The following is an 11,771-nucleotide window of genomic DNA, read 5'->3' on the forward strand; positions in this document are numbered from 1 at the left end:
GCCCGGCGCCGGCTCGCGCTCCACCACGGTCACCTGTCGGCCGCTGCCGGCCAGGTGCAGCGCGCACGCCAGCCCACCCAGGCCGGCGCCGACGACGACCACCCGGTCCGTACGCCCGCTCACGGTCCGCACGTGCCCACCTCCTTCGCAGCGCCGCTCATCATGCCCGCCGCGTGGTGGCGGCGGTGGCGAGACCGGTCAGCGCGGTGCGCGCCGTCTCGTCGATGGAGGCGGTGTCGAGCGCGGCCAGTGCCTCGGTCACCCGGTCGGAGATCATCCGCTCGACCCGGGTGACCGCCCCGGTCGCGGCGACCAGTTCGGCGAGCCGGTCCACCTCGCGGGGTTCGGTCACCGTGCCGGCCCGGTCCAGCGCTCGCCGCTGGCTCCGGGTGGCGAGCTGCCGGGCCAGCAGCAGCAGCGCGGTCGGCTTGCCGGTGCGCAGGTCGTCCCCGGCCGGTTTCCCGGTGGCGGCCGGGTCGCCGTACACCCCGAGCAGGTCGTCGCAGAGCTGGAACGCCTCGCCGACGGCCTGACCGTACCGGGTGTAGGCGGTGATCAGCGACGCGTCGGGGGCGAGTCCCGCCAGGCAGGCGCCGAAGAGCAGCGGCCGGTGGACGGTGTAGCTGGCGGTCTTGTAGCGAGCCACCCGCAGCGCCCGGTCAACCGACCAGTTCGCCGCGTCGTTCTCGCCGAGCACGTCGAGGTACTGCCCGGCGATTGTCTCGACGCGCATCTGGTCGTAGCAGCGGCGCACGTCGAACAGTCGCGCCGGGGGCACGGTGGCGTTGCCGAGCAGCCGGTCGGCCCAGACCATGCAGAGGTCGCCGATGAGCACGGCCACCGCCTCGCCGAACCGGTCCGGGTCGCCGTGGTGCCCGGCGGCCACGTGCCGGGCGGCGACGGCCCGGTGCACGGTGGGCCTGCCCCGCCGGGTGTCGGAGTCGTCCATCACATCGTCGTGGACCAGCGCGAAGGTGTGCAGCAGTTCCAGCGCGGCGAACGCCGGCAGCACGGACGACAGCGGTTCGGCGTCGCCGACCGCGCCTCGCCAGCCCCAGTACGCGAAGGTCGGGCGGACCCGTTTGCCGCCGGCCAGCACGCTGTCGCGCGCCGTCGCGGCGAACGCCCCCATGGCCGCGTCGATCCGGGTGAGCGCGTCGACCTCCGCGGCGAGGAAGCCCGCCAGGGTGGCGTCGATGCTTCTGACCAAATCCTCGGTGAACGCGGCCAGCACGCCGCGGACCGGACCGCCCGTCGCTCCCGGTTGTGCCGGCGCGGCCCGGAGCGCGTCACCCGCAACTGGGTCGTTGGCCATGTCGGCGAGCGTACCCTAGGGTAACGAGTTGCGTCGATTTCTGCGTCGGACTGAGGAGGGCTGGTGGACACCGATCTCGCCGCCGCCTATGCCCGCTGCCAGGACCTGCACCGACGACACGGGCGTACCTACTATCTCGCCACTCGTCTGCTTCCCTCGTGGAAACGGCGGCACGTGCACGCCCTGTACGGCTTCACCCGGCACGCCGACGAGATCGTGGACCGCACCGAGGACCTGTCGCCGGCCGAGCGGGACGCCCGGCTCCGGGACTGGTCCACCCGCTTCCTCGCCGGTCTGCACGGCGAGCGGATCGACGACCCGCTGCTGCCCGCCGTGCTGCACACCATCGCCGTCTTCGATCTGGACCGGGGCGACTTCGCGTCGTTTCTGCGCAGCATGGCGATGGACCTGACCGTCGTGGCGTACCCGACCTACGACGACCTGCTCGACTACATGGAGGGCTCGGCGGCGGTCATCGGCACCATGATGCTGCCCATCCTCGGCAGCTCCGACCCGGCCGCCGCCCGCGAGCCGGCCCGCCAGCTCGGCCTCGCCTTCCAGCTCACCAACTTCATCCGCGACGTGGCCGAGGATCTCGACCGGGGCCGCACCTACCTGCCGGACGAGGACCTGGCGAAGTTCGACGTCACCCGGGACGACCTGCTCGCCGCGAAGGCCGCGGGTCGCGCCACCGGCAACATCCGTGACCTGATCGAGTACGAGGTGACCCGCGCCCAGGCCCACTACGAGGCCGCCGCACCGGGGATCCCGCTGCTCACCCCCGCCTCGCAGGCATGCATGCGCACCGCGTACGCGCTCTACGGCGGCATCCTCGACGAGATCGCCGGGCAGGGCTACGACGTGTTCGCCCGGCGGGCGTTGGTGCCGCAGCGGCGCCGGATGGCGGTGGCCGCCCGCGCCCTGCTCACCCGGGCCGGCAGCCGGGTCGTGGTGCCCGGACCCGACCACACCGGAGGGGGAGTCAGAGGCAGGAATGCAGCGCCTCGACAAGTTCCTCCACCCGGTCGTGGTCGGCCAACCGGGCGGTGACGTACGCGAAGGCGTAGCCGCGCCCCGGGTCGGCCCAGGCGCTGCTGCCGCCGATCCCGCCCATGCCCCAGCTCCCGTCCTCCTCCCACTGCATGCCGAGCGTCCACCGGGTCCGCCGCTCCAGCAGCAGGTCCGGGCCGTCGTACTGCGCCCGGGTCGCCTCGGCGACCAGGTCGGCGCCGAACAGTCGCACCCCGTCGAGGGTGCCGCCGGCGAGCAGGCCCGCGTAGAACCGGGCCAGCCCGGACGCGGTGGCGTGCAGGTTGACCGCCGGCACCTCCGCGCCCCGCCAGAGGGGGCTGTTGACCACCGCCACGTCCAGGCCGCCCGACGGGTTACCCAGCGCCCGGGCCCGCAACGACCCCGGGGCGCCCAGCATCCGCACCGGCCAGCCCGGATCGCCGTACGACACGTCGGCGCAGCGCCGCCGATCCGTCGCGGCCAGCCCGAAAGCCAGGTCGAGCTGCCACGGACCGGCGATCTCATCGGCCAGGAAACGGCCCACCGACCGCCCGTCCACCCGGCGCACCAGCTCGCCCACCAGATGCCCGTACGTCCAGGCGTGTTCGCCCGCGACCGTGCCCGGCTCCCACTCCGGCGTGGCGGCGGCCAGGTCGGCGCAGAGCAGCGACCAGTCGGCGACCGCCGCCGCCGGCCGGGCCACCGGGAACGCGGGCAGCCCGGCGGTGTGGCTGAGCACCTGCCGGACGGTGGCCGGCGTGCGGAACCCCGGCCAGTACGCCGCAACCGGTGAGTCCAGCTCCACCAACCCTCGGTCGACCAGCGCCAGCAGGCAGGCCGCGGCCACCGGTTTACCGACCGAGTAGACGTTCACCAGCGTGTCCGGCCGCCACCCGGGATCCGCGCCGCCGCCGACGAGGTCGATGATCGGGTGGCCGTCGTACCAGACGGCCAGCGCCGCGCCGGTCTCCCGGCCCGAGGAGAAGAGGTCGTGGAAACAGTCCCGGACCGGGGTGAAGCGTGGGTGCATCGGGCCACGGTATGCCGCGCGCAGGTCACCGGCGCGGGAATTCCGGCGTCGTCCGGTGGCCGGGACAGGCCCGCCGAGGGCTTATTGACGGCAGGCGGCGTCCACCGCCCTGAAAATCGGGTCCAGGTCCGGGGCCTCCACCTTGGTGGCGTCCGGGCCGGTCAGTCGCTTCTCGACCGCACCGGCCAGGTCCTCCAGCGCGGTACGTACCTGCGGGTCGGCGGCCTTGGGCGCCTCCGCGCGCAGCCCCTCGGCGATCGCCGTGTAGTTCGCGCGAACCTTCTCGCCCGCTTCCTTGGCGCTGACCGGCTTGTCGATCGCCGCGATGGCATCGTCCGCCATCGCGACGAGGTGCTTCTTGACCAGGGCGAGGCTGGCGTCGCAGACCTGCTTGCTGTTGGCGGCGACGTCAACCGTCGGGCTGGGCGCGCTGCTCGCCGACGATCGGGCGGCCGAGGTGGTCTCCCTTTTCTCGCCCTGGCAGCCGGCGGCGAGGCCGGCGACGACGGTCAGGGTCAGGACGGTACGGACGACGCCGGTGCTCGTCATGGTCTCCCCCGGGGTGCGCGGCCTCGACGGTCGACCTGACCGGGTCACGGGCCGGAGTCGATCACTGTAGGCGGCGGAACATCGACGCGCCTGCCGGGTCCGCCCGCCCGGCCGTTAGCATCGCCGGCGGCACGATCATGCGAGGTGCCCACCCACCCTGACGTGGGCCGAGCGCAGTGGGAGCCTGCCATGGATCTGTACACCGCCATCCACCGTCGCCGCGACGTCCGCGCCGAGTTCACCGGCGAGCCGGTGCCCGACGAGAAACTGCACCGCGTCCTGGACGCGGCGCACGCCGCGCCCAGCGTCGGCTACTCGCAGCCGTGGGACTTCGTCCTGGTCCGCGACGCCGGACTCCGGCGCCGGTTCCACGAGCACGTCCGACAGGAGCGGGACGTATTCGCCGCCACCCTGGCCGGCGACGCGGCGCAGCGGTTCGCCCGCATCAAGATTGACGGGGTGTTGGAGTCGACACTGTCGATCGTGGTCACCTACGACCCGTCCCGGGGCGGCCCGGCCGTGTTGGGCCGGCACGCCATCGCCGACGCCGGCCTCTACTCGGTCTGCCTGGCCATCCAGAACCTCTGGCTCGCCGCCACCGCCGAAGGGCTCGGTGTCGGCTGGGTCTCGTTCTACCGCGAGTCGTTCCTGGCCGAACTGCTGGGCATCCCCGCCGACATCCGGCCGGTCGCCTGGCTCTGCGTCGGGCCGGTGACGCACCTGGAATCCGTCCCCGACCTGGCCCGGCACGGCTGGCGGCAGAAGCGCCCCCTGGCCGAGGCCCTACACACCGACCGCTGGACCCCCTGACGGCGCGGTCGGTTCCAAGGCCAACGCCGGCGCGACGTGCGGGTGGCCGCCTGAGCACATCGGCTGGGGAAACAGGCCGGCCGCCCGGTTTGCGACCGCTCCTGCCGGGAAGTCGGAGTAGGTGCGAGCGCTGATGACGAGGATCGAACAGAACGCGAAGCTGGACCGGATCGGTGACCGGCTCCAACGGGCCGTCCAGGGGACCCTGCGCGGGCAGCGGGTCCGCGATCTGCTGCACGGCGTCTGGCTGGGCCACCCGCTGCACCCGGCGATGGTGCAGGTGCCGGTGGGCGCCTGGATCAGCGCCGCGGTGCTGGACCTGCTGCCCGGCCAGCGTCGCGCGGCCACCACCCTGGTCGCGCTCGGCACCGTGAGCGCCGTGCCGGCCGCCGTCGCCGGCCTGAACGACTGGGCGGCACTGGCCCGCGACCAGCGCCGGGTCGGGCTGGTGCACGCCGCCTCGAACACCGTCGGGCTGGCGCTGTACGCCGGCTCGCTCGCCGCCCGGCTCAACGGTCGGCACGGGACGGGGCGGGCGCTGGCGTACCTGGGGTTGAGCGCGGCGAGCATGGGCGCGTACATCGGCGGGCACCTGGCGTACAAGCAGGGCGCGCAGGTCAGCCAGAGCATCTCCGAACTGCACCGGATGAGCGACGAGTGGCAGGCGGTCGCCGATCTGGCCACGCTGCCGCAACGCCAGCTGGTCACCCGGGAGGTGGACGACGTCTCGGTGATCCTCTACCGGCACGGCGACGATGTCACCGTGATGCTGGAGCGCTGCCCGCACCAGAGCGGCCCGCTCGGCGAGGGCGAGGTGCAGGAGATCGACGGGCACGCCTGCGTGGTCTGCCCCTGGCACGGCTCGGCGTTCCGGCTCAACGGCGGTGAGGTCGTGCACGGGCCGTCCCCCAACGACCAGCAGATCCTGCCCACCCGGGTGGTCGACGGAGTCCTGCAGACGAAGCTTCCCTGACCCGCCCGACGTGCGAGGGCACGTGGCCGATATCCGCGCGTCGGGCGTACCCCGCTGGTCAGCCGCGGCGGTGCCGGCCGGAGTCGAGGGCCCGGGCGGCCGGACGGCGGCGCAGCCCCAGTACCGCACCGATCTGCGCGCCGACGATGCTGGCCACGGCGAGCACCGCCGAGACAGCCAGTGGACGGTTGAGCTTGTCGGCGGCGCCGGTGCGGGCGGCTCCCGCGGCCATCGCCGGGGCCTGCGCCGGCTGCTGGGCCTGCGGTGACTGGTCACCGGCCGGCCCTTGGGGGGCACCGGCCGGCCCGGCCGGCGCGCCCTCGGCCGCGGCCTGGCCGCCGGCGGTGCCGACCGGCCCACCGGCCATCTCACGCGACGGCCCGCCGGGCGAATCCGGCGCCTGCGGCGTGGCAGTCTCCACCGGCCCCGCCCCCGGTGCCTGCGGCGTGGCGGTCTGCGGGGCATCCGCCGGGGCGCTCGCCGACGGGCGCGGCGACGGCTTGCGGGGCGGCGTCGCCACCAGCCGGCCGGTCGCGTGCTCCCGGACGCCGTCGTCAGTCGCCTGCTCCGGTAGCCTGATGAGCTGGCCGGGGTGGATCCGGTCCGGGTCGGGCAGCCGGTTGAGCCGCGCCAGCTCCCGGAAGCGGTCGAAGTCGTCGAGGTAGCGCTCGGCCACCTCACCCAGGTAGTCGCCCTTAGCGACCCGGTAGACCGGCGAGGCCGTCGACCGCGCCGCCCGCAGCCCGGCGTCGTCCGGCGCCACGCCCTGCCGCTCCGCGCCGGCCGGCAGAACGCCGTGCGACGCGGGCGGAGCGCCGTGCGGTGCGGCCTGCGGGGCGACACCTGCCGGCGCGGCGAGTGACCCGCTCGCGGCCATCGCCGGGTACGCCGAGCCGGCCGCCGGGTACGCCACGGCGGTGGCCGCGGTGGCCGCCGGGGCCGCCGCGAGGAGCAGGGCCACCGACCCCACCAGCGCCGCCGCCGCCCGCTGCTGTCGACTCAGCCCGGGCAGTCGGGGCGCCGGCCGCCGTGCCGCCGCCGCCCCCAGCTCCACCAGTACGGAGAAAGCGAAGCTCGCCCAGCCGAGCCAGCCGACCACCGCCAACGCCCGCAGGAAGAGTCGACCGTCGTCCCGGCTGGTCAACGTGGCGCCCACCTCGGCAAGGGTGGGCAGCTGGTCGGGGAGCGGGTTGCCGGCGAAGGCGAGCAGCGCCACCGGCGCACCCACCAGCAAGGCGATCAGCACGACCAGCGAGCCGAAGCCGGTGAGCAACTGCCCGGTCCGCCGGACGGCGGAGCCACGCGGTGCGGTCATGGCGAGGTTCCTTCCTACGGTGCCTCGGTGATGGCCCGTGCGGTGGCCTCACCCGTGACGGTGACGGAGCTGTCCATGCCGAACAGGCCGAGCATGTGCCGGCGGTAGGTGACGTCGACCTCCACCTGGATCTGCTTCTCGCCGCCGACCACCGGAAAGCCGACCCGGTGCCCGGTCGCGCCCGCCGTAGAGAGGTAGTCCCGTACGGCGGCCCGGGCGTCGGCCTCGTCGATCTCCTTCGGGCCGCCCGCGATCGCCCCGGCCCGGTCGACGGCCTGCCCACCGCTGCGGGCGGCCTCGGCGGCGAGATTGTCGGCGCGCTGCAACGACCGGAGCTGGCCGGCGCCGTCGTACGCGACGCCGATGATCGCCAGTACGCCGAACATGGCGACGGCCAGGAAGAGGCTTACCCGCCCGGCGTCGCGCCGCGTGTCGGGGACGTTCACCCACGGCTCCGGTAGCGGTCCAGCGGCGAGGTGAAGCTCGCCGACACGGTGGTGCGCAACGGCATCCCGGGCATCGCCGGCATCGCCAGGTCGGCGTGGGAGACGACACAGGTCACCGAGACGGTCACGCTCGCCGGCTCGCCGGCTCGGCTGCGGTACGCGGCGTCGAAGTTGGTCGCCTGGCCGCCGACCGAGCCGCTGAGGGCGATCCGGGGGGCGGCAGAGCAGTTCAGGCCCCGCCAGCCGAGCTGCCGGCGGGCCGCGTCCCGGGCCGCCTCGCGGGCGGTGCCGGCGTCCCGGGAGATCGAGGCGGCCCGGGCGGCGTCGTGGGCCGCGGACTCGACCGCCTCGTCGGCGACGGCGGTCCGCCCGGTCACCCCGGCGAGCACGATCAGCGCGATGAAGGCGGGGGCGAGCACGGCCACCTCCACCGAGACGGAGCCCCGCCCACGGTCCACGGTGGCGGTCACGGGTTGGTCCACCGTTCGACGGTGCCGTGCGCGGTCTGCCGCACCTCGAAGCTCACGCCGGGTACGACGGAGAGGGACCGGCCGGTGACCGTGCAGGTCACGTCGGTGGCGCTGGTGACGCAGCTGGGTTCTCCACCGACCAGCCAGTCACCGGCGGCGCGCAGGAAGCCGGCGGCCCGGGCCTCGCCCGCCCCGGCCGGAGCCTGGAGCGTCCGCTGCGCGTTGACCCCGCTCTGCGCCGCGTGCAGCGCGGTCGACCGGGCCACGAACCAGACCGCGACCTGCACGGAGGCGAAGAGCAGCACCAGCACCGCCGGCATCACGACGGCCAGCTCCACCGGGTTCGCGCCCCGGTCCGTACCCCCGGCGGTGAGGCGGCGGCGGACGGCCAGGCCCGCCCGGAGGCCGGGTCGGTCCGGGCGCGGCGCACGGGTGAGCGCGTCCCGGGGCCGGGCGGTGGGAGCCGCCCGAGCCCGGCACGCGGCCGGGAGAGCCGAGAGCGTCACTTGCCCGGGATGCTCTTCATCCAGCTCTCGGCCTTCTGGAGCACCAGGCCGGTGACCGCGGTGGCCGCGACCACCAGGCCGGCGATGATCACCGCGGTGGGCACCGGGCTGTCGCCCCGGTCCGACTCGCGGCGCAGCCGGGACAGCCGCTCCACCGCGGCGACGTAGAAGAACGTGAACATGTGCATGGGGAGGGCTCCTCACAGACGGGCGACGAAGGGGTAGATGATGAAGCCGAGCAGGACGAAGACCAGCAGCGATCCGGGAATGTCGAGCCGGCTGGTGATCCCCTCGGCCCGGGTCAGGTTGTCGGTGCGGATCTGGTCCCGCAGCGAGTCGGCGCGGCTGCGCAGCGTCTCGTGCACCTGCGCGCCCTCGCTGCCCGAGTTCCGCATGATCGCGCCCACGTCGCCCAGCTCGGCGATGCCGATCCGGTCGGCCAGCTCCTGCAACTCGTCCCAGGGGGAGTGCATCTGCAACTGCGCGATCCGCAGCGACTCCCGGATCCGGTCGAACACCCAGCCGTCGCAGACCGTCGCCGCGCGTTCCAGGGACTGCACCGGGCCGTGCGCCGCCGACAGCTGCAACGCCACCAGATCCAGGTAGGTGCAGACGGCCTGGCGGAACTCGTCCCGGGCGGCGTCCGCCTTCGCCAGCACCGCCCGGTGGGCCAGCAGCGCGCAGAGCAGCGCCATCCCGATGCTGCCCAGCACCGGCACGACCACCGGCAGTCGCATCCCGCCGAGGAAGAGCAGCGCGCCGAGCACGGTCGGGGTGGCCAGCCCGACCAGGGCGGACAGCAGCACCGACAGGGCGTACTGCTCGGGGGTCCGGTCGATCAGGGCGAGCTGGCGGTGCGGCGGGCTCAGCCAGCGGGCGAGACCACCCAACCAGTCCAGCCCACGCGAACGGGCCGCCGTGCCGGGCGGCTGGTGCAGCCGCCGCAGCGCCGGGCCGAGCGCCGGGGACGCCGGCAGCGCCTCCCGGACCAGCAGGAACACGCCCCAGCCGATCCCCGCGCCACTGAGCACGGCGATCGCGAGGTGCCAGTTGAGCGTCACGCGACCGCCTCCTCCGGGTCGGGCGCGGGCAGGAAACGGGCCGGCGGCGGGGGCTGGCTCATCGACCGCACCCAGACCAGCAGCCCGACGAAGGCCGCACCGAGCACCGCCATCACCAACTGCCCGACGACCGTGCCGTACGGGCGGATGTAGTCGGTGTTCAGCAGCCCGTACGCGAGGACCACCAGGGTCATCCCGGTGAGGAACCGGACGGCGAACCTCGGCTGGGTGCGTTTCGCCTCCACCTCGCGTCGGGTGGCCACCTCGGCGGCGGCGGCCGAGGCGATCGCCCCGAGCACGTCACCGAGGCGCTCGCCGCGGTCGGTCAGGTGCAGGATCAGCGCGGCCACCACCTGGTCACAGACCGGATCGCCGATGTCGTCGGCGAAGGCGAGCAGCGCGGCGCGGGCCGTCCAGCCGGCCTGGAGCCGGGCCGCGAGCAGGCGTACCTCATCCTGGATCTCCTCCGGGACGGTGGCGATGGTGTTGACGATCGCCGCCTGGAGGCCCTGCCCGGTGGCGGAGACGTCCTTGAGCCGTCGGGTCCACTCGCCGACCGCCTCGACCCGGGCGATCGCCCGCTCCTCGGCCTTGCCGACCGCGAACAGCCAGGGCACGCCCGGCACCGCCGCGGCCACGATCAGGCCCACCACCGGCAGCCCGGTGAGCAGAAAGGCCAGCGCCCCGGACCCCGCCGCCACCGCCAGTCGGGCCCGGTGGATCCGCCGCTCCCGCCGGCCGGGGCCCGGGCCGGGCCAGAACCGGCGCAGGCCACGACCGGCGCCGGGGCGGGACCGGGCGGGCGCGCGGGTGCCGGTGAGCGCGACCACGGCGAGCACCAGCCCCGCCACGCAGGCCGCGCCGGAGACGACGGCGATCAGCTCGACGGGGCTCATCGCCGGACCACCGGGCCGAGACGGCTGTGCCGGGGGCGCCTCCACGCGCCGGCGCCGGCCTCGATGAACCGGCTGAGCAGCCGGGCGTCGTACCCGACCCGCAGGAGCTGGTCACGGATTCGTTCGGGCAGGTGGCGGGGGACGGCCCGGCCGTCCGGGCCGGGGCCGAAGACGCTGGTGGTGACGATCCGGCTGCCCTCGCCGACCCCGATCACCTCCTCGACGTGGGAGACGAAGCGGTGCTTGCGCCCGCCGATCGCGGTCTCGTCCTCGACGGTCACGTAGACGATCAGGTCGAGGGCGTTGCCGGCCATCCGGCGGGCCTGGTCGACCGTCATCTCCCGGCCGTGGGCCAGCGCCAGCTCGATGATCCGTTCGCTGACCCCGGCCGGGGTACGGGCGTGGATGGTGCACATCGACCCGCGGCTGGTCGTCATCGCCTGGAGCATCGGCACGATCTCCCGGGACCGCACCTCACCCACGATGATCCGCAGCACGCCCATCCGCAGCGACAGTGGAATGAGGTCGGCGATGCTCACCTCGCCGGCGGGCCGGCCGTCCAGACCGCGCTCGCCGTGCCCCTCCCGGGCTTCGAAGCTCATCACCGCCCGGTGCTTGTGCCCGCGCCGGGCGGGCAGCAGCTCCCGGCTCTCCTCCAGCAGCACGTACGGCTCGTCCGGCGGAATCTCGTCCATCAGCGCCCTGATTACGGTGGTCTTTCCCGCTCCGGCCAGCCCGGCGACCATGATGTTCAGCCCGGCCCGCATCGAGGCGCGCAGAAAGTCCCGCAGCAACGGGTCGATCATCTCGTCCAGGTCGGGGCGGGTGCCGCAGATGTCCTCCAGGCTGACGTCCAGGGTGTTGTGCTTGCGGATCACCGCGTACGGGCGGTGGCTGACCAGAAAGACCGCCGCGAGTCGACTGCCGTCGGGCAGTTGCAGGTCCAGCGTCGGTTTCGACGTCGACAGGGACCGCTCGGTGGCTCCGGCCCGACGGGCCGCCGCCTGGAGGATCTCCACCAGTTCCTCGTCGCTGTCGGCGATCGGTTCGGCCCAGTCGACGCCGCCGCCGTGCCGGGTGACGCGCACCTGGTCGCAGCCGAGGATGTGCACCTCCTCGATGGTGTCGTCCACCAGCAGTGTCTGGAGTCGACCCAGGCCGACCAGCTCGGCGGTGACCTGGTCGAGCAGGAGCCGTTCCTCGTCGGCGCTGAGCGGAGTACCGGCGCGGCGTACCGAGTCGGCGTAGCCGGAGACGACGGCGACCGCGAGCCGGGCCCGCTCGACCTCCTCGGCGTTCGCGTCGAACTCCCGGCCCCGCTGCCAGTGGGTGAGCCGTTCGCTCAGCTCGCGGCGCAGCTCGCGGACCACCGCGAAGTCCACCCTGGGC

The 11,771-nt window shown here is 74.3% G+C and carries 15 protein-coding genes; 3 read left to right on the forward strand and 12 right to left on the reverse strand.

Annotated elements, in window-relative coordinates; genetic code table 11:
* Positions 1-132: FAD-dependent oxidoreductase (locus E1193_RS24345; protein WP_132185507.1), on the reverse strand; the 132-nt coding region annotated here is incomplete at its 3' end.
* 28 nt (positions 133-160) lie between these two features.
* Positions 161-1,315 (reverse strand): polyprenyl synthetase family protein, encoded by a 1,155-nt coding sequence (locus E1193_RS24350; RefSeq protein ID WP_132185508.1) that lies wholly within the window; start codon positions 1,313-1,315, stop codon positions 161-163.
* A 63-nt stretch (positions 1,316-1,378) separates the two neighbouring features.
* On the opposite strand from E1193_RS24350, the gene E1193_RS24355 reads away from it, so the two are divergent.
* A complete protein-coding gene (locus tag E1193_RS24355; RefSeq protein ID WP_132185509.1) occupies positions 1,379-2,365 on the forward strand; it encodes a phytoene/squalene synthase family protein in 987 nt (328 codons plus the stop codon).
* On the opposite strand, the gene E1193_RS24360 is transcribed toward E1193_RS24355, so the two are convergent.
* On the reverse strand, positions 2,298-3,356 hold the full coding sequence (locus E1193_RS24360; protein WP_132185510.1) for a serine hydrolase domain-containing protein: 1,059 nt from the start codon (positions 3,354-3,356) through the stop codon (positions 2,298-2,300). The genes E1193_RS24355 and E1193_RS24360 overlap by 68 nt on opposite strands.
* An 81-nt stretch (positions 3,357-3,437) precedes the next feature.
* On the reverse strand, positions 3,438-3,905 hold the full coding sequence (locus E1193_RS24365) for a hypothetical protein (RefSeq protein ID WP_132185511.1): 468 nt from the start codon (positions 3,903-3,905) through the stop codon (positions 3,438-3,440).
* A 189-nt stretch (positions 3,906-4,094) separates the two neighbouring features.
* Here E1193_RS24365 and bluB point away from each other — a divergent pair, with 189 nt between their 5' ends.
* Both bluB and E1193_RS24375 read left to right on the forward strand, forming a co-directional pair.
* Positions 4,095-4,715 carry a 5,6-dimethylbenzimidazole synthase gene (gene bluB / locus E1193_RS24370; protein ID WP_132185512.1) on the forward strand — a complete coding sequence of 207 codons (621 nt, stop codon included), beginning with the start codon at positions 4,095-4,097 and terminating at the stop codon, positions 4,713-4,715.
* 121 nt (positions 4,716-4,836) lie between these two features.
* The gene (locus E1193_RS24375) at positions 4,837-5,688 is read left to right on the forward strand and encodes a Rieske 2Fe-2S domain-containing protein (protein WP_132185513.1); all 852 of its coding nucleotides are present in this window, start codon (positions 4,837-4,839) and stop codon (positions 5,686-5,688) included.
* A 58-nt stretch (positions 5,689-5,746) separates the two neighbouring features.
* Here E1193_RS24375 and E1193_RS24380 read toward each other — a convergent pair whose 3' ends face one another.
* The 8 genes from E1193_RS24380 to E1193_RS24415 all read right to left on the reverse strand — a co-directional run.
* Positions 5,747-7,003 (reverse strand): LysM domain-containing protein, encoded by a 1,257-nt coding sequence (locus E1193_RS24380; RefSeq protein ID WP_132185514.1) that lies wholly within the window; start codon positions 7,001-7,003, stop codon positions 5,747-5,749.
* A 14-nt stretch (positions 7,004-7,017) separates the two neighbouring features.
* Complete coding sequence (locus tag E1193_RS24385) at positions 7,018-7,389, reverse strand: hypothetical protein (protein ID WP_132185519.1); 372 nt, start codon at positions 7,387-7,389, stop codon at positions 7,018-7,020.
* 56 nt (positions 7,390-7,445) lie between these two features.
* Complete coding sequence (locus tag E1193_RS24390) at positions 7,446-7,931, reverse strand: TadE/TadG family type IV pilus assembly protein (protein ID WP_243707861.1); 486 nt, start codon at positions 7,929-7,931, stop codon at positions 7,446-7,448.
* Positions 7,916-8,311 (reverse strand): TadE family protein, encoded by a 396-nt coding sequence (locus E1193_RS24395; RefSeq protein ID WP_243707862.1) that lies wholly within the window; start codon positions 8,309-8,311, stop codon positions 7,916-7,918. The genes E1193_RS24390 and E1193_RS24395 overlap by 16 nt, the downstream gene beginning before the upstream one ends.
* Positions 8,312-8,421: 110 nt before the next feature.
* Positions 8,422-8,613: a hypothetical protein gene (locus E1193_RS24400; RefSeq protein ID WP_132185515.1), complete on the reverse strand. Its 192-nt coding sequence runs from the start codon at positions 8,611-8,613 to the stop codon at positions 8,422-8,424.
* Positions 8,614-8,625: 12 nt separating this feature from the next.
* On the reverse strand, positions 8,626-9,486 hold the full coding sequence (locus tag E1193_RS24405; protein ID WP_132185516.1) for a type II secretion system F family protein: 861 nt from the start codon (positions 9,484-9,486) through the stop codon (positions 8,626-8,628).
* On the reverse strand, positions 9,483-10,382 hold the full coding sequence (locus tag E1193_RS24410) for a type II secretion system F family protein (protein WP_132185517.1): 900 nt from the start codon (positions 10,380-10,382) through the stop codon (positions 9,483-9,485). Before E1193_RS24410 ends, E1193_RS24405 begins: the two co-directional genes overlap by 4 nt.
* On the reverse strand, positions 10,379-11,771 hold a 1,393-nt coding region (locus tag E1193_RS24415), incomplete at its 5' end, for a CpaF/VirB11 family protein (RefSeq protein WP_132185518.1). The genes E1193_RS24415 and E1193_RS24410, both read right to left, overlap by 4 nt.

Origin of the sequence: Micromonospora sp. KC606, from assembly GCF_004348675.1 — a bacterium.
Classification (GTDB): domain Bacteria; phylum Actinomycetota; class Actinomycetes; order Mycobacteriales; family Micromonosporaceae; genus Micromonospora.

What these genes read in the sequence shown, in the direction of transcription:
- E1193_RS24350 (WP_132185508.1), bottom strand. Translation starts at nt 1,315, where the DNA reads ATGGCCAACGACCCAGTTGCGGGTGACGCGCTCCGGGCCGCGCCGGCA.
- E1193_RS24360 (WP_132185510.1), bottom strand. Translation starts at nt 3,356, where the DNA reads ATGCACCCACGCTTCACCCCGGTCCGGGACTGTTTCCACGACCTCTTC.
- E1193_RS24365 (WP_132185511.1), bottom strand. Translation starts at nt 3,905, where the DNA reads ATGACGAGCACCGGCGTCGTCCGTACCGTCCTGACCCTGACCGTCGTC.
- bluB (WP_132185512.1), top strand. Translation starts at nt 4,095, where the DNA reads ATGGATCTGTACACCGCCATCCACCGTCGCCGCGACGTCCGCGCCGAG.
- E1193_RS24380 (WP_132185514.1), bottom strand. Translation starts at nt 7,003, where the DNA reads ATGACCGCACCGCGTGGCTCCGCCGTCCGGCGGACCGGGCAGTTGCTC.
- E1193_RS24385 (WP_132185519.1), bottom strand. Translation starts at nt 7,389, where the DNA reads ATGTTCGGCGTACTGGCGATCATCGGCGTCGCGTACGACGGCGCCGGC.
- E1193_RS24400 (WP_132185515.1), bottom strand. Translation starts at nt 8,613, where the DNA reads ATGCACATGTTCACGTTCTTCTACGTCGCCGCGGTGGAGCGGCTGTCC.
- E1193_RS24410 (WP_132185517.1), bottom strand. Translation starts at nt 10,382, where the DNA reads ATGAGCCCCGTCGAGCTGATCGCCGTCGTCTCCGGCGCGGCCTGCGTG.